This is a genomic window from Bdellovibrio bacteriovorus (assembly GCF_025558485.1).
GTDB lineage: Bacteria > Bdellovibrionota > Bdellovibrionia > Bdellovibrionales > Bdellovibrionaceae > Bdellovibrio > Bdellovibrio bacteriovorus_G.
This window is the reverse complement of record NZ_CP102930.1, coordinates 3257709-3274902: the sequence shown is the minus strand read 5'-3', so window position 1 is coordinate 3274902 and position 17194 is coordinate 3257709. Positions and strand designations below refer to the sequence as shown.

The window sequence follows — 17194 nt, the reverse complement described above, 5'->3', positions numbered from 1 at the left end:
GCTAGCCCTTTCTTACTTCCAAAGAGCGCTGAATAGCTCGCGCCATATAGTCAGGTTCTACATTGATACGACTGCCCGGCTGTAAAACACCCAAATTTGTACGCTTCAAAGTTTCCGGGATCAGGCACACTGAAACCACGTTTCCTTCCAGTTCATTCACTGTCAGGCTGACTCCGTTTAAGGTCACGCTGCCCTTTTTCCACACATACGGCAGGATAGTATCGGCGACTTTGACATCGAGGAAGAAGGACTCCCCCTGAAGTTCCGCACGATTCACCGTCCCCAGGCTGTCCACATGACCCGTCACCAGATGACCGTGGATGCGATCGCCAAAACGCAAAGATCTCTCAAGATTGACCTGTTTGCCGATCCAGCTTTGCGGGTTCCATTCCAGAACCTTGATCGTTTCCGCCGCCAGCGCAAAAGTCATATGGGAGTCATCAAAAGCCTCGACCGTCAAACAGACACCATCGCAGGCAATGCTGTCGCCAAGCTTTATATCATTGAATTCACTAGGTTTTTTTATTTTAATTCGATAGGCGTTAGACAGCTCTTCGGAGCTTTCAATCGGCATGACGGATTCGACGATTCCAGAAAACATAAGGGCCTCTGCTTGTGGCCGAGACCCTACACGTTTCACCCTGCTCTGGCAAGGAAAGTGGCACTTTTACACTCTGAGAAAGCCCTTAAGTGCGGCCGGGTTTGCTGGGTTTTTGTGGGGTGCTGCCTGTATTGCCTGTTGAGCCTGAGTTTCCAGAGCTGGAATCCACTGGCTGCACGCCTGGGTCCTGCGGTTTATAATCCGCCGCATGGAACTTAAAGAGCTTCACTTTTGCGCCGATCACGGCGTTGTTGTCGTTCTGCTCGATCACGCGACCGCGGGAAATTTCATCGCCCACCCAGTCGATCTCGATTTTTGCCACGGCGGAACCTGCTGCCGCACCACCACCCAGGTACTTCGAGTCACAGGGTTCACCTTCCCAGTAATAATCTTCATTATAGATCAACAACTGATCCCCGGCTTCCAAGCCCACGTCAGTTCCACCGACCACGATCAGATGGGTGTCATGATTGGCCATCACACGGCTGTACCACTCTTCTGATTTCAAACCCGTGTTCAGCTCACCCACGGCTTTCACCAGAGCGTTCTTGGTAACTTGCGCTAACGGAGTTTGATAGTAAGCGCTAGGCCCAATCGTGAAAGCTCCGAAGTTCAAACCGAAGTTCACTTTGGTTTTGGTCTGCTTGGTCGTCACATTCGTGGCCGTCATCACCTTGGAAGTCAGCGGGCGAAGTGCCATCATCGACAAATCCAATTGTGCCCATTCCACATTGAAACCCGCAGAGGTCAGCCCATTCGTGGGATAAGCCCCGGCCGGATTAAAGCCCACCGTCAGACCACCGCCGCCGATCAACTCAAAAGAGTTCACCGAACCCGAGATCTTCGCCTGTGGGATGTTCACCATACACCACGCCGTCTTGGCGTACTGAACGTTGTAATCATCCTTGCCCGCAGCTTCCGCGAAGGCTTTCATCATCTGACCGTCCGCTTTGGTCAGATTGAAGAAACTTTGATCCCCACTGCGTACCTGCTCGGGGGGAACCGCGATGGGAGGCGCATATCTTAGCGCAAACTCTTTGCTCTCCATGAGCACTCCGTACACCTGCTGATTCGCTACAAATTGAAAATCAAAGGAACCGTTAGGCAGCACCAACGGACTGGAGCGGATAGAGCCCATCTCGACAATTTTTTTCAACGTGCGCTCAGGAACAACAGCCTGTTGTTGCTCGCACTTCTGATTGCCCATGGTCATCGCAGCACCGGCGATCATAATGCCGGCCTTCATCATCTTCTTTGACCAGTTTGCTGTGCCCGATTGTGATTTCATGTTTGTCCTTTCCAATCCTTCACTGAGGCGGTTCATGCACAGTATACGGAATGAAAGAGCTAGACCTTAAACCGGGTGTAAGTTTGCGGACTCATTTGCAAAAACAAAACCGGTTTCACTCTGAGACAGGTTAAGTGTTTGAAATAACTTGGGACAATTCAAATAAGCATTTTTCAAAAAAATTTGTGTTGTCGAAAGATTAGACTGTTTAAGAAAAGTTGAACGACACCTTCACTAGTGCGAATACTCTGAACGTCAAAAGCTTGATCACTAATTAAAAACTTCCACCACCCGACAGGGTGATGAAATACTGGGTTTCATCTTTGTTTAAGGTGTTGTCGTTCTTGTCTTTGCGATCTTCAAAGTAATGGAACTGCTGAACACCCGCACCAATACGCAAGCCCCCCAATCCGAAAGTCACACCGGCCTTGCCGAAAGCAGCGTTGGAATTTTCCGAGGCAAAACGCAAACCCGGCCCGGCAAAGAACTCAATCCCCAAAGTACGGTTGCTATTGTAAAGCTCATAATTAAAGAGCCCTGCGGTATCCAAACCATAAACAGTATTAATGTCCGTACCAAACTGAGTGAAAACAGAGTTGCGCCAGTTCAACCAGTCCGTCACAAAATAGTTCAAGCCCAGATGAATCTCGGTGAAAGATTCTCCATCCCGGGAACCCGACGCGCCACTTAAGTCATAACTAAAACGCGACTGCGCCTGAACTGAAACGGCAAAAAAGATCACCACAACTGCCAACCACTTTTTCATGGAAAACCTCTTTTCTATTTTTTTAAGAATTCAAAATCCCGATCCATCACAGTCTTGCGTCCGTCGGCTCTGGCATTTTCAATGGCGCGATCACAGATAATACGCACGTGATCAGACAACACATCCATCACAGAGGCCGAGGTGTTGTATTCAGAGCGGGCGTGAATATATTCCTTCAAACGTGAAGCAATGATCAACACCTCTTGAGGCGCCGAACTCTTGACCACCGCAGAAGAAGCCGTGGAAGTCGAAGTCGGTTTTACGATAATGCGTGCCGGAGCCCGGTGCATCTCTTCCCCGGCGGTCTTTGGCGCGATCTTTTCAATCGCCCCGGCATCTCGGTGACGAGCCCCTGGCAGGTGGGTTTCAAAACAAGGGACGCTACAAAAGACATATCCCGTGCGTTCGTTATTGCAGGTCGAAACGCTGCACACGAAATATTTTGCGCCAAAAGAAATTGGCTTTTTACAAGAACTGCACTTGCGCCAGAACTGAGATGTGGTTTCTTCCATAAAGCTCTCCCGAGTCTTTATTGAAACACAAGAGTCTTAGCCGGGGAAAGTGTTATCAGAGATGGCAGCCCGGGAATTTTTGGTCGGGCTCAAAGCGGTTCTGCGTACCGAAATGCTTTGCGGACTCTTTAAGCGCTTCTTTACTGCCACGACTGCTGATCGGATAGACGGTGTAGCCATCGCGATAGGTCGGAGTATAATAAGCCGTCACAAGCTGTGTACGTCCTGCGGCATCTTTTTTCAGACGCAGGTAAACCACGGCTCCCGTCTTCTTTTCTGTGCCCGACTGGAAGGCCAGGAAGTTACCCAAAGAATAAACAATCATGGTCTGACGACCATCGGCAGTTCTGTAAGTTTCCCAAGGCTGCAAAACATGGGGATGCGAACCCACCACGGCCGCAGCACCGGCCTCTAAAAAACGACGAGCATAACTGATTTGTGACTTATCAGGCTTAGAGCTGTACTCCACACCCCAATGCGGAAGAACAATCACCGCATCAATATCCGAACGTCCACGCAGTTGCCTGATCAAGCCTTCCACCTGCTGGGACTTTCCGTAACAAGACAGCACCTGATTCCTGGTATCCGCGATTCCATTGGTGGCCTCAGTGCAGGCAATAAAGGCCAGGCGATAGCCCCGCACGTCCGCCAGGTGATAGTACTGTTCATTCGGAGCATAAGAAGGGCGAGTCCCTGTTGTCGCGATACCGACTTGTTTGGCAGATTCCAAAGTGCGATCAATCCCGCGCCACTGGCGATCCAAAGAATGATTGTTCGCCGTACTGATCAGATCAATGCCCGAAGACTTCAGATCACGCAAAATTTGTGGGTGAAAGTTAAAAGAAAACTTGGTGCCGGAATAGACATTCAGATCATAAGAAAATCCCTGATCGCCGACATCGCGCCCGGACTTTTCAATCCCCAGTGCCGCAGGACCTTCCAGATTCGCGACCATGTAGTCTGCTTTATTGAAAAGCGGAATGGCTTTTTCCCACAAAGCCGTGAATCGCTGCTTGGGAAGAATGGATTTGTAAAGCGCATCGTGAACCAGAATATCCCCGACAAAACCCAACACCACGGAATCATCCTGACAATAAGCCCCTTTGGTGGGAGCCGCTGACACCGCTAAAGAGCCAAGACAAAGACCTGATATCAGAAGAGATTTAAAGTTGCGCATGGGCCCTAAGATGAAGCCTGGCCGGGATTTTCGCAACTGACAGGAAGGTGGTGGAAAAATATGCCCGCGCTGTCTAAACTCCAGACAGCCGGCCTTTCAGAAATTATCCTGGAAGGCCCTTAATAAGCAATTCAGCCGTGGCAGGATTCGTCGCCAATGGCACGTTATGAACGTCACAGATTCGCATCAACATCGAGATGTCCGGATCATGCGGGTGCATACCCAGTGGATCACGGAAAAAGATCACCCCTTGGCACTTTCCCGTCGCCACTTCCGCCGCAATCTGGGCGTCGCCACCCAAGGGGCCGGAAAGCTTACGGGTCACCTTCAGCCCGGCCGCCTGAATCAGACGGCCGGTGTTGCCGGTTCCAATCAAAGTAAAATTTTTGAAGTCATCCAGATGATCCCGAACGAAAGAAACCAGTGCGGCCTTCTTTCCATCGTGAGCAATCAGGGCGATGTTTTTTTTCTTCTTGCTGCTTTTCTTCATATCATCCTTAGAAGGCCAACGAGTTGCCGTTGGCCTTGACGTGAACTGTGTCGCCCGCTTTGACCTTGCCTGCGATGATCTCTTTGGAAAGTGGATTCAACAGTTCTGTCTGAATCACACGTTTCAAAGGTCGGGCACCGTAAACCGGGTCGTAGCCTTTCTTCGCCAGGAAGTCGACGGCCTCCTGATTGAAGTCGATCGCGATCTTTTTCGCTCGCAAACGTTGCGCCACCAGATCCAACTGCACCTTCACGATGCCGGAAATCTGAGATTCGCCCAAAGACTTGAACATCACGATTTCATCAATACGGTTCAGGAACTCCGGACGGAATCTTTCGCGCAAAGCCTCGTTCACCGCTTCACGTTTGGATTCTTCGGACATGCTAGGGTCCAGAATCGACTGAGAGCCCACGTTCGAGGTCATGATCAACACCGTATTTTTGAAATCCACCGTGCGCCCCTGCCCGTCAGTCAGACGACCGTCATCCAAAACCTGCAACAGAATATTGAACACATCCGGATGAGCTTTTTCCACTTCATCCAGCAAAACCACGCTGTAAGGGCGACGACGAACGGCTTCGGTCAACTGACCACCTTCTTCGTAACCCACATAGCCCGGAGGCGCCCCGATCAAGCGAGCGACAGAATGCTTTTCCATGTACTCACTCATATCAATGCGCACCACGGCTTGTTCGTCATCAAACAGGAACTCTGCCAAGGCCTTTACGGTTTCGGTTTTACCGACACCCGTTGGTCCCAGGAACATAAACGTTCCAATAGGACGATTCGGGTCCGAGATTTCTGCACGTGCACGGCGAATGGCATCCGCCACGATGGTCAAGGCATGATCCTGGCCCACCACACGTTTTTTCAGTTCATCTTCCATGTGCAGAAGTTTTTGGGATTCACTTTCCAGCATTTTACTGACTGGAATTCCCGTCCACTTCGCCACCACTTCGGCCACGTCTTCCGGACCGACTTCCTCTTTCAGCATGCGATTTTCAGAAGCCGATTTCGCGCCTTCTTTACTGCGTTCTTCCAGGGCTTTGAGTTTTTTCTCGGTTTCTGGCAGACGACCGTATTTTAGTTCCGCGGCTTTACCCAGATCACCTTCGCGCTCGGCTTTGGCCACGGCCACTTTCAGGTCTTCGATGTCGGCTTTCAGCTTTTTGATCTGCTCAATGCCGCCCTTTTCAAATTCCCACTGTTCACGCAAAAGCTGATTCTTCGCATTCAGCTCGGTGATTTCTTTATCAATCACCGCCAGACGCTCTTTGGCACCTTCGTCTTTTTCTTTTTTCAAAGCTTCTTTTTCAATACGAAGCTGCATCAACTCGCGTTCGATCTTATCGACTTCCTCCGGTACAGAGCGGGTTTCAATCCCCAGCTTGCTGGCCGCTTCGTCGATCAAGTCGATGGCCTTATCCGGCAGGAAACGGTTGGTGATATAACGGTGAGACAATTTCACCGCCGACACCAAAGCCGCATCGGTGATACGGATACCGTGATGGACTTCATACTTTTCTTTCAAACCACGCAAGATCGTGATAGCATCTTCCACGCTCGGCTCTTCCACCATGACGGTCTGGAAACGACGCTCGAGTGCTGCATCTTTTTCGATGTACTTGCGGTATTCATCCAAAGTGGTGGCACCAATACAGCGCAATTCACCACGCGCCAAGGCAGGTTTTAACAATTGCCCGGCATCCATGGCACCCTCTGATTTACCGGCTCCAACCAAAGTGTGAAGCTCGTCGATGAACAGAACAATCTGCCCATCACTGGAGGTAACTTCTTTAATGACCGCCTTCAAGCGATCTTCGAACTCACCACGGTATTTGGCGCCAGCAATCAAAGCCCCCATATCCAGAGACATCAATTTTTTGCCAATCAAATTGTCCGGCACGTCTTGCTTGATAATACGCAACGCCAGACCTTCAGCGATCGCCGTCTTACCCACGCCTGGTTCACCGATCAGAACAGGATTGTTCTTCGTTCGGCGCGACAGAACCTGCACCACGCGACGGATTTCCTCGTCACGTCCAACGACCGGGTCCAACTTGCCTTCAGCGGCCAGAGCCGTCAGATCACGGGCATATTTTTTTAGAACTTCGTATTTGTTTTCAGGATCATCGTCCGTCACTTTTTGTTTGCCACGAATCTCTGTCAAAGCTGTGCGCGCGGAATCTGCATTGATCTTGTTTTTGCGGAACAAGGCCTGCAGCTCGGAATCCGCTCCTTTCAGCATCGCCATAAAGAAGTGCTCAGTGGAGATATAGGAATCCCCCCACTCTTGCGCTTCGGTTTCTGCGGTTTGAAAAATCTTTTCCAAACGCGGACTGGCGTACATTTTCTGACTGCCGCCAGTGACTTGGGGGAATTTATCAATACGGGTTCTCAGGTCCGCCAAGAACTGGGCCTGAGGCACATTAACTTTATCCAAGATACGAGGAACAATACCTTCTGACTGCTGCACCAGCTCCATCAAAAGGTGTTCAGGTTCCACGGAGGGGCTACCTTTACGCTCTGCCAGTTTAGCGGCGGCCTGCATGGCCTCCTGGCTTTTTCGCGTCATTTTTTCAATATCATTGCTCATAGAGCCTCCATCTGAAATAAAGAATGAGTCTTATTTTTGCATTGTCAATATGATCCCCGAAAGGATCTTCCAGAATGGCCGGAATCGTAAATCCCAAAGGAAAAGGCAAGTCCCAACCACGCCTGCATCCTTCTATCAAGAAGGACAATGTCCATCCGTCTGATTACCTGAAATACGACACACGCTTTTCCTGTGAAGACTGTTCTCACTACGATGGCGACAAGATTCTTTGTACTATTGGCTACAACCCACGCCATCACCTGAAGGCCGAACAGACGCACCAGTATCTGTTGGCTGGCAATATGGCTTTCTGCCGTTTCCTGGAAATCGACTAAGCTTTTTCTTCGACATTCGTCTCCTCTCTAAAAATTGACCGATCTAAAGTCCGGCAATCGCTGGTTTTTCCCTCTGAAAGTACTGTGTACAAATGATTCAGGACAACCTTACGTCCTGAATCCCCGATCTGCCCTTTGACCAGTATTGTAAAAAACAAACAAAACCCGCCTGACGTCCTGTCAAGACCTCGTCTCAAATCCCGATCTAATGCACATCAACGATTCACTCAGAAGGAGTCAAGAGAGATGGTCACTCTCTTGCTGAACCGAAAGGAGGGCCTTCAAGGATGAAACTGAAATAGAACAACAGATTGTTCACGCGCTGAGCGCAAGAGCAAAAGGGGCAGAGCCCCGGATGCGAACTTAGCCAGCGGGGGTTAACGCCCAAAATAAAAAGGCCATTAAAAAATGCACCGACTCGGATGTCAGTGCCGGCAAAGCGAAAGTAGGTTTCGCCGATGCCAAAAAAACAAATCAAGGAAGGTATTGAGTATGAAAAATAAATATTAACGGAGGAATTTAAAATGGGAATGAGAGTAACAACAAATATCAGCGCACTTAATGCTCAACGTAACCTTATCGGTTCTCAAAGAGCGATCAACGATTCTATGGCGAAACTTGCTTCCGGCAGCCGCATCAATAAAGCTGCTGACGACGCTGCAGGTTTGGCGATCTCTGAAGGCTTGAAAGCTCAGATCAGATCTGCCGCTCAAGCTCAACGCAATGCGAACGATGGTATCTCCATGGTTCAAACTGCTGAGGGTGGCTTGAACGAAATCGGTAACATCGTGGTTCGTCTTCGTGAGTTGGGTATCCAGGCTGCTTCTGACACTGTTGGTGAGACAGAGCGTGGTATGTTGAATAAAGAGGTTCAACAGTTGAAATCTGAGATGCAACGTATCGCTTCTGTAACAACTTGGGGTACTACTAAGCTTTTGGATGGTTCTTCTCCAAGCTTCGATTTCCAAGTGGGTTTGTTCAACAATGCTGAAGAAGATCGTATCTCCTTCAACGCTGGTGAAAACGTAGCCACTTTGGATGCTCTGGGTCTTTCTGGTGTGGACTTCTCCACTAAAGAAGGTGCTCAGGAAGCTTTGAGCCAACTTGACGCTGCTCAGACTTCAATCTCTGGAACTCGCGCTAACCTTGGTGCGCTTCAGAACAGATTGACTTCCACAGTGGACAACTTGGGTGTGGCTCAAGAGAACTTGTCTGCAGCTAACAGCCGTATCCGCGATACAGACGTTGCTCAGGCATCTTCCGAGATGACTCGTAACAACATCCTGTTGCAAGCTGGTACTTCCACTTTGGCTCAGGCTAACCAATCCAATCAATTGGCTCTTAAGCTGATCGGTTAATTGGAATAAGATAACCAAAACCTAAAACCCGGTGGGATCTTCCCTCCGGGTTTTTTATTTATTTCTGCCCAAACTTTTTCCACCCACCCTTGCCCGCTTTTCATCACACAAAAAACTGTCGAACTTATTTACCAATAATTTCAAATATTTAGCTTAAGTCCAGGCGAAAACCTTCCGAAAAATATGTACGAAGCATGGAGGTTCGATATGACTAAGGCGAAAACAGCAAGATTGATGGGGGCACTTCTCGCAACCGCAGTTCTTGCAGCTTGCAGCAACCAAGGAGGGTTTGAACCTCTGGGTGGCACCGGTAACACCAGCCAAGGGTCTAGCAGTGGCGGAGACAACTCCGGTCAGGGAACGGAAACTCCCCCGGTGACTCCGGCCCCGCCAAGTGCCTATGACAAACTGGAATTGTCAGCCCATGTGGGCGGTGGCGCTTATGAAAATGAACAGGTGATGTCACTGGACAAGGCCAACAACGCTTTGCTTCTGTATCTGCCCCTGCCGGGTGTATTTAGCCAGCTCTATATAGATGTGCCACAGGTTAAAGGTGTCCAAATCAAAACGGTTCTGGACTCCCAGCAAAAAGCCCGCGTGGCAGTTAGCATTCCGTTAAGATTAATTGTTAAGGACAAGGTTACAACCTTGCCAGCCTCCCGCCTTCCCAATGGCAATGCCTTGCCAATGATGCCAAGCGGAGAGCTTCCATCCCTAGGGCTGGGCCTGAATCAGAATTCCAGCAACAAGCTGTACCTGTACTTCGGCGTCAGTGCGGTCGGAATGTTCGTCGAAAGTTCCTTTTTCCCAGAGTATTTCGGGATGACCTCCCCGCTGAAAAATGCGGCGGGTACTCGCACGCTGGGGTATTTGACGATTGTGCCTAAATCCGGGGGCTACAATGGGGGGCTTTTCCTGTCCTTCATACTGCCTAACGATCTGGCCAAGATCATTGATGACCACTTGAGTGGTATTATCAACTAAGCAAGACCGTCCCCACAAGAAATCTATTTTGATTTGCCTGCCCCCTTAAATCTCGCTAGTCTAAGGGGGCATTTCCATTTTGAACCAGGACATTTCAGGGAGCGAATCATGGCAAAGAAAAAAGCAAAACCGGCAAAGAAAGTAGCTAAAAAAGCAGCGAAACCTGCAAAAAAAGCTGCTGCTAAAAAAGTAACTAAGAAAGCTGCAAAGCCCGCTAAAAAAAAGGCGACTAAAAAAGCAGCTCCAAAGAAAGCAGCCAAACCTGCTAAGAAAGCTGCTCCTAAAAAAGCCGCTGCAAAAAAAGTAACTAAAAAAGCTGCAAAGCCTGCGACTAAAAAAGCCGCTGCTAAGAAGCCTGCTGCAAAAAAACCAGCAGCTAAAAAACCAGCAGCTAAAAAGCCAGCCGCTCCTAAAAAAGAAAAAGTGGCTAAAGCTGCTGTTGGCGGTATCGCTGCAACTGAAATCATCAAACCAGCTATCGAGGAAATCTCTGCTGACTTTGACGACGAAACAGAAATGGACAGCATGATCGATATCGAGGAAGAAGCTGTTACTGACGAATCCGACGACTGGGATGACGAAGGCGAAGAAGAGTCTGAAGAAGCGGAAGGTTCCTTTGAAGAAGAGGACGAAGAAGCTGAAGACGACATCACTTCCAAAGATGATGATGGCGATGACGACGACGATGATGAAGACGACGACTTCGGTGATGACGAAGGTTACTTCTAGTCGCTGCGCGCACAGCTAAATAAAAAAGGGAGTCTTTGACTCCCTTTTTTATTATGATCAGGCCATGTACAAACATCTCTATCAAAGATTTCTGGCCGCCCACACTTCTGAACTGCATTTTGCCTGTCACAGCCATCACTACTGGCCGGACTGTTCCCGTGAAGCCCACCTGCAATACTGGGATGATTCCTGTAAATATGTGGACGACAAATGGGGCTATATCTTTTCAACGAAAATCCCCCAGGCGCAAAAGCTGATCGCCGAACAACTAAAGATCTCATGTCCGGAACAAATCGTTTTTGCCCCGAACACCCATGAATTCGTCTTTCGTCTGCTCAGTTCCCTGAATTGGAAAAAGAGTCTGAAAATCCTGACCACAGATTCCGAGTTCTACAGCTTTGACCGTCAGATCAATCGCCTTTCTGAAATGGCCGAATTTGAAGTGGTCAAGATTCCGACCCTGCCCTTTGAAACTTTCCATGAACGCTTTGAAGCAGCTCTGCTTTCTGAAAGCTGGGATCTGGTATTCTTCAGTCAGGTGTTCTTTAACTCTGGCCTGGTGGCGGACATTCCCCGTCTGGTGGCCAAGGCCCCGGCATCTGCCATAGTCGTGGTTGATGGATATCATGCCTTTATGGCTGTGCCGACGGATTTAAGCTCTGTGCAAGAAAGAATCTTCTATCTTGCCGGTTCTTACAAATACGCCCAAGGCGGCGAAGGGGCTTGTTTTCTGTATGTGCCTTCCAGCACCCGCCACCGTCCGCTGTTTACAGGCTGGTTTGCCGAACTGTCACATCTGTCTGCGGTGGGAAATGAAGTGGGCTATCCGACCGACGCCCTTCAATACGCTGGCAGCACCATGGATTTTTCAGGGCTTTACCGCCTGATTGCCACACTGGAAACTTTTAAAAAAGAAGGTCTGACCACCGAAGCCATTCATCAATGGGTGCACAGAAATCAAATGTTGTTTTTACAGAAACTTTCCGGGAAGTCCCATCCCCTGTTACAACGATCCAAAGTTCTTATGCACAACCCGGATCACCATGGTCACTTCCTGACATTTGAACTGCCTTCCACGGAAGACACACAAAAGATGGTGAAAGAGCTTGCCAGCAAAGGCATTAAAACAGATTCCCGGGGTAATCGCCTGCGTTTTGGATTCGGGCTGTATCACGATGAACAGGACATTCAAGAACTTATCCGCCGCATTTAAGACAGCGGCCCCGGGTTGCCGCGGGGCCGAACTTGAATCACCCCCACAAGTATTCTAAACTTCCCCTTTGATTCTTCAGCTATACCGAAAGGATACAATGAACATCCAAATTGACTCTGCCCTTGCGTGGTCTCTTTTGAAGGCAGCACTCCTTCTGATTCTTTTCGCCATTCTCTGGCGAGTGATCACATTTGCAAAACGCAAAGGTGAAGAAACCCTTCAAACTTACATCACCAGTCGCCTGACCACTCTTAAAGAAAAAAGGCTTTTGGTGTTTGATACAAAAGTTATCAACAAGACTTTCATGGGTGTCTTAAGCCTGATTGTTTTCTTTGTCCGCTTAAGTCTGATTTACCTGCTGGGGACCGCCATACTTCTGGCAATTCCCTATACACAGTCGTGGTCATCTCAAATCATCGACTTCATTCTGACGCCTTTACGCTGGTTGGGTGCCGGAGCAGTCTCAGTGCTTCCCAACCTCATTTTCATTATGGTGATTGCGGCTGTTGCACACTATCTTTTGAAGGCCCTGAAGTTCATCTTTGACTCAATCAAAGATGAAAGCATTCACATTAATGGATTCCACGCTGACTGGGCTGAACCAACTTATCAACTTGCCCGTATTTTGGTATTTGTGATCTTTATGGTCGTGTGCTTTCCGTACATTCCAGGATCAGATTCGGCGGCATTCAAGGGACTGTCCGTATTTCTGGGGGTCTTGATTTCCCTGGGTTCCTCGTCTGCGATCAGCAATGTTATGTCAGGCCTGGTGATTACCTATATGCGCCCCTTCCGTCTTGGGGACCGTGTGAAAATTGCCGACATCGTCGGAGACGTTCTTGAAAAGAATCTGCTGGTGACAAGAATTCGGACGGCTCAAAATCTGGATGTCACAGTTCCCAACGCCATGATTCTTTCAAATCACATCACCAACTTCAGCTTCCAAGCCGACAGCCAAGGTGTTTCCTCCTCTGTCAGTGTCACTATCGGATACGATGTCCCATGGGATCAGGTCCACAAAACCCTTCTGGCAGCCGCCCAAAGAACCCGCGGAGTTTTGGCGCAACCCGCTCCTTTTGTCTTACAAACAAGCCTTAATGACTTTAATGTGGCCTATGAACTGAATATCTGGACGTCGGAGCCCAAATCCCTACGGCAAATTTCATCCGACTTAAACTGTCATATTCAAGAAGAATGCGCGAAAGCCGGTATTGAAATCATGTCCCCACACTATATTTCAAATCGTGACGGGAATAAAAGCACGATCCCAAGCTTTTAAAGCATTTCACCAACTCTCTACTTTTTAAAAAGAAAAAGGCCGTCTTTCGACGGCCTTTTTTTTTGTTTTAGCCTCTTGGAGTTAAGGCAGATTTGTTTTGAATCATCTTGGCCAGCAGGCCGTTCATGGAACCTTTTTCCTGTTCGGAAATCACATTCCAGAAATTCACCACTCGCGGATACCATTGCGGGAAGATCTCCTGAATCAGCTGCTCGCCTTTAGGAGCCAGCTTGATCACAAAAGAACGACCGTCTGATTGATGTCCTTCACGAACCACCAATTCAGCTTTTTCAAGGCTATTGATCAAACCTGAAATCGTGGCTTGGGTGACACCAACCTGATTCGCAAGCTCAGAGGGGCGCAAACCCGCCGGAGAATTACGAAGCATGAACAACAACATAAAGCGTCCCGAAGACAGATTGTACTTGGCAAGCAAGCTATCAAGGCTGTTTTCAATTTCGCTGGCCACCTTCATGAACAGAAGATTGGAATACAGAGCCGCTGCAGAATCCACAGCAGAATTAAGACTCAGGACAGAAGCTTGAACTTCCTCCTCAGAAGGGATGTCTTGGATAAAAAGTTTCGCCATAAGGCCTCCAACAAATTCTAAAAGCAAGCGGGACATATCTGGTCCCGCCTTGTCATAAACTATTTCACTGGAACCATTCCGTCGTCAGACTTGCTGACTTTTTCTTCAACGACCGCTTCGCGGGGTTCCACTTCCATTTTCTTCTGGGAAGTGAAGCGCGCACCGAAGTTGTTCGCCCACACACGGAATCTATCCACATACGTAAACACCGCCGGAACCACAATCAGAGTCAGGATCGTGGAGGAAATCATACCCCCGATGATCGCAACCCCCATCGCCGTACGGGTCTTGGATGCCGCATTCATACCGATCGCCACCGGAACAACCCCGGCGATCAATGCAAAGGACGTCATCAAGATCGGACGAAGACGCGTCTTACCGGCCATAATCAAAGCCTCACGACGGTTTTTGCCTTCTTCCATCATCTGCTTGGCAAAGTCCACAAGCAGGATACCATTCTTACCAGCCACCCCGATCAGCATGAAGAATCCGAAGATCGCAAAGATCGTCAAGATCTCGCCCGTCAGGAACAGCGCCAGGAACGCACCACACAGAGCCAGTGGCAACGCCACCATGATCGTAATTGGTGTGATGAATGACTCATACAAGCTCGACAGAATCAGGTAGATGAACAGAATCGCAAAACCTAATGCCATCACTGTGGACGTCATCAGTTCCTGCATGTTTTCCGCATCACCACCGAATCCGAAGCGAACACTTGGAGGCAGGGCATTTTCACCCGTGGTCATTGCCGCCACCGCAGAGTTCACAACCTCACTCAACCCCACACCCGGAGCCAGGCCCGCAGTGATCTGGATATAACGACCACGGTCCTGACGTTCAATCGAAGCCGGGCCGGATTCCAGGTCACCTTTGGCAATATCGCTCAAACGAACCAGTTTTCTGTTCACGTTCGGGATATAAACGTCGTTAAACGTTTTCAGCAGGTCACGCTGGTCCTCTTTCAGACGAACACGGACTTCGTACTCGCGTCCCTTTTCACGGAACTTCGCTGGTGTGAAACCTTCCACCTGCGCACGCAGTTCAGAACCCATGGTCGATGTATTGATACCATAAGCCTTGGCTGCCCCGGGTTTCAGATGAACCTGCATTTCAGGTTTACCCGGGCGATAGTTGGAGTCCACGTCCTTTAGACGTGCATCCTTCTTCAAAAGTTCAAACATTTTCGTACCGGCTTGTTCAAGCTCCACCGGGTCCGCAGAAATGATATTCAAGATAAACGGCTGCTGCCCCATACCACCAGTTGCATCATATTTCTTAACAACCGGGTTGGCGGATGAAAGATGCGTCAACTGACCGCGGACTTTGTCACGGAACTGTTCTGTCGTCAGAACACCGCGCTCTTTGCCATCTTTCATACGAACATAGAAGCTGGCCTTGTTGGACTCACCATACAAGCTGCCCACGATCATCGTTGTAAAGCTGACTTCAGGGTTGTCATGAAGGATCTTATCCACCTGCCGAGCCACTTCTTCCGTACCATCCAAACTTGTGCCCGGCTGCAATTCCAAAGTCACTGTGAACTCACCACTGTCGTCGTCCGAGATGAACGCGCCAGGAACTTTTGTCACTGTATAGATACTTAGGAAGAACACCATCACCGTCAAACCGATGGTGACCTTTGGCCAATCCAAAGAAACCTTTAAAAGCTTTTCGTACATGTTTTCAAGCCAGGACTGGAAGCGGTCGAAACCTTTTACCATTCGGCCCAAAGTTTTGTCGTACACGCCTGCAGGCTTGTGATCATTGTGATTGCCACCATGATGACCGGAACCACCAAAGTAAGCTGTCAGCATCGGAATCAATGTCATCGCCACAAACCAACTGATGGCCATGGAGAATACCACTGTCATACCGAACTGCTTCAGGAACTGACCGATAGTACCGGACATTGTACCCACTGGCACGAACACCGCGATAACAACCAGCGTGATCGCCATAACGGCCATCTGGATTTCCGTGGTCCCTTTTTCCGCCGCAGTCAGGGATTCTTCACCCAGCTCCATACGACGATAAATATTTTCAATAACCACGATGGCATCATCGATTAAAAGACCCACAGCCAAAGTTAAAGCCAGCATCGAAACGATATTGATAGAGAATCCCGCCACCTTCATAACCATAAATGCACCAATCAAAGAAATTGGAACAGATAAAGCCGTGATAAAGGTTGAGCGCGGACTTCCCAGGAAGAAGAACACAGTGATAACTGTCAGAATAATACCAATGATGATCGTTTCATAAACGTCATACAGGTTGTTGGAGATTTTGATGGAGGCATCAGTCATCACTGCCACCACAGGGGCTCCGTCCATTTTATCAAGTTCTGGCTTGATACGGTTCATCTGTTTGATTACGTCCTGAGCCACTTTGACAGTGTTGGAACCGGACTGACGATAAACCTGAAGGAACAGGGACTTTTCACCATCAACATAAGCACGTGATTTTTCATCGGCCAGGGTGTCAACAACAACACCCAGATCCGCCACACGTGTTGGCACTTCGTTTCCGTACAGGTTCACCAGAGTGTCAGAAATTTCCGGCACTGAGGAAAACTCCCCCAGACCACGGAATACCAGCTCTTTTTCGCCCTGATTTACTTTACCGGATGGAATGTTCTGACCGGAAGCCCCGACCTGACCTGCCACCTGAGTCACAGAAATCTCGCGGGCTTTCAGTTTTTTACGGTCTAAAAGCACGTGAATTTCACGTTCACGACCACCAAGAATTTCAATCGCGCCCACGTTCTGAACCTGTTCAAGACGAGGCTTCACAAACTGGTCCGCGATATCAAACAGCTGGGCATCCCCAAGGTCTTTGGCAGTCAAAGACACTGTCAAAATTGGCGTATCGGCCGGGTCAAAACGTTTGATCAGTGGATCTTCCACTTCGTCAGGCAGTTTTGCCTTGGCGATATTTACCTTATCGCGCACTTCCTGTTCAGCATGTTTTACGTCCACGCTGCTGTTGAACTCCACGATAACCTGGGACACACCTTCCAGAGACTTGGAAGTCAGACGTTTAATACCGGAAATGGTGCTGACCTCTTCCTCGATAGGACGACTGACCAGAGTTTCAATTTCGGCAGGACCCGCACCGGCATAAACTGTTTGCACAGTTACAACCGGAATGGACACATCCGGATACAAATCCACAGACATGGATTTGAAAGAGGCCCAGCCCACCACAACCATGGCGATGGTCACGCACGTGATGAAAATCGGACGACTGATGGATAACTTAGGTAAACTCATGG

16 protein-coding genes are annotated in these 17194 nt (G+C 49.1%); 6 read left to right on the top strand and 10 right to left on the bottom strand.

Features of this window, described 5'->3' with window-relative positions; all coding sequences use genetic code 11:
• Window position 1: 1 nt before the first annotated feature.
• The 7 genes from EZJ49_RS15975 to clpB all read right to left on the bottom strand — a co-directional run bounded on the left by EZJ49_RS15975 (window position 2) and on the right by clpB (window position 7430).
• Entirely contained in the window at window positions 2-601 is a 600-nt protein-coding gene (locus tag EZJ49_RS15975; RefSeq protein WP_262553271.1) for a riboflavin synthase, read from the bottom strand.
• Between the two features lie 85 nt (window positions 602-686).
• Window positions 687-1889 (bottom strand): hypothetical protein, encoded by a 1203-nt coding sequence (locus tag EZJ49_RS15970; protein WP_262553270.1) that lies wholly within the window; start codon window positions 1887-1889, stop codon window positions 687-689.
• Window positions 1890-2163: 274 nt separating this feature from the next.
• Window positions 2164-2655 carry a hypothetical protein gene (locus EZJ49_RS15965; protein ID WP_262553269.1) on the bottom strand — a complete coding sequence of 164 codons (492 nt, stop codon included), beginning with the start codon at window positions 2653-2655 and terminating at the stop codon, window positions 2164-2166.
• Between the two features lie 14 nt (window positions 2656-2669).
• The gene (locus EZJ49_RS15960) at window positions 2670-3167 is read right to left on the bottom strand and encodes a hypothetical protein (RefSeq protein WP_262553268.1); all 498 of its coding nucleotides are present in this window, start codon (window positions 3165-3167) and stop codon (window positions 2670-2672) included.
• A gap of 55 nt (window positions 3168-3222) precedes the next feature.
• The gene (locus EZJ49_RS15955) at window positions 3223-4344 is read right to left on the bottom strand and encodes a CapA family protein (RefSeq protein ID WP_262553267.1); all 1122 of its coding nucleotides are present in this window, start codon (window positions 4342-4344) and stop codon (window positions 3223-3225) included.
• Between the two features lie 103 nt (window positions 4345-4447).
• Window positions 4448-4834, bottom strand: coding sequence for a methylglyoxal synthase (locus EZJ49_RS15950; RefSeq protein ID WP_262553266.1), 387 nt, complete (start codon window positions 4832-4834; stop codon window positions 4448-4450).
• A 7-nt stretch (window positions 4835-4841) separates the two neighbouring features.
• The gene (clpB, locus tag EZJ49_RS15945; RefSeq protein WP_262553265.1) at window positions 4842-7430 is read right to left on the bottom strand and encodes an ATP-dependent chaperone ClpB; all 2589 of its coding nucleotides are present in this window, start codon (window positions 7428-7430) and stop codon (window positions 4842-4844) included.
• Window positions 7431-7504: 74 nt separating this feature from the next.
• On the opposite strand from clpB, the gene EZJ49_RS15940 reads away from it, so the two are divergent.
• The 3 genes from EZJ49_RS15940 (at window position 7505) to EZJ49_RS15930 (ending at window position 10107) form a co-directional block, all read left to right on the top strand.
• On the top strand, window positions 7505-7765 hold the full coding sequence (locus tag EZJ49_RS15940; protein ID WP_262553264.1) for a hypothetical protein: 261 nt from the start codon (window positions 7505-7507) through the stop codon (window positions 7763-7765).
• A gap of 524 nt (window positions 7766-8289) precedes the next feature.
• Complete coding sequence (locus tag EZJ49_RS15935; protein WP_262553263.1) at window positions 8290-9123, top strand: flagellin; 834 nt, start codon at window positions 8290-8292, stop codon at window positions 9121-9123.
• A gap of 207 nt (window positions 9124-9330) precedes the next feature.
• Window positions 9331-10107: a hypothetical protein gene (locus EZJ49_RS15930; protein ID WP_262553262.1), complete on the top strand. Its 777-nt coding sequence runs from the start codon at window positions 9331-9333 to the stop codon at window positions 10105-10107.
• A 23-nt stretch (window positions 10108-10130) separates the two neighbouring features.
• Here EZJ49_RS15930 and EZJ49_RS15925 read toward each other — a convergent pair whose 3' ends face one another.
• Window positions 10131-10574: a hypothetical protein gene (locus tag EZJ49_RS15925; RefSeq protein ID WP_262553261.1), complete on the bottom strand. Its 444-nt coding sequence runs from the start codon at window positions 10572-10574 to the stop codon at window positions 10131-10133.
• On the opposite strand from EZJ49_RS15925, the gene EZJ49_RS15920 reads away from it, so the two are divergent.
• From EZJ49_RS15920 to EZJ49_RS15910, 3 genes are all read left to right on the top strand, one after another.
• Complete coding sequence (locus EZJ49_RS15920) at window positions 10531-10836, top strand: hypothetical protein (RefSeq protein WP_262553260.1); 306 nt, start codon at window positions 10531-10533, stop codon at window positions 10834-10836. The two genes, EZJ49_RS15925 and EZJ49_RS15920, sit on opposite strands and share 44 nt — an antisense overlap.
• Window positions 10837-10900: 64 nt before the next feature.
• A complete protein-coding gene (locus EZJ49_RS15915; protein ID WP_262553259.1) occupies window positions 10901-12049 on the top strand; it encodes an aminotransferase class V-fold PLP-dependent enzyme in 1149 nt (382 codons plus the stop codon).
• Window positions 12050-12146: 97 nt separating this feature from the next.
• Window positions 12147-13328 carry a mechanosensitive ion channel family protein gene (locus tag EZJ49_RS15910; RefSeq protein WP_262553258.1) on the top strand — a complete coding sequence of 394 codons (1182 nt, stop codon included), beginning with the start codon at window positions 12147-12149 and terminating at the stop codon, window positions 13326-13328.
• A 67-nt stretch (window positions 13329-13395) separates the two neighbouring features.
• On the opposite strand, the gene EZJ49_RS15905 is transcribed toward EZJ49_RS15910, so the two are convergent.
• Together EZJ49_RS15905 and EZJ49_RS15900 are read right to left on the bottom strand one after the other, a co-directional pair.
• Window positions 13396-13917: a MarR family winged helix-turn-helix transcriptional regulator gene (locus EZJ49_RS15905; RefSeq protein ID WP_262553257.1), complete on the bottom strand. Its 522-nt coding sequence runs from the start codon at window positions 13915-13917 to the stop codon at window positions 13396-13398.
• A gap of 59 nt (window positions 13918-13976) precedes the next feature.
• Window positions 13977-17192, bottom strand: coding sequence for an efflux RND transporter permease subunit (locus EZJ49_RS15900; protein WP_262553256.1), 3216 nt, complete (start codon window positions 17190-17192; stop codon window positions 13977-13979).
• Window positions 17193-17194: the final 2 nt, after the last annotated feature.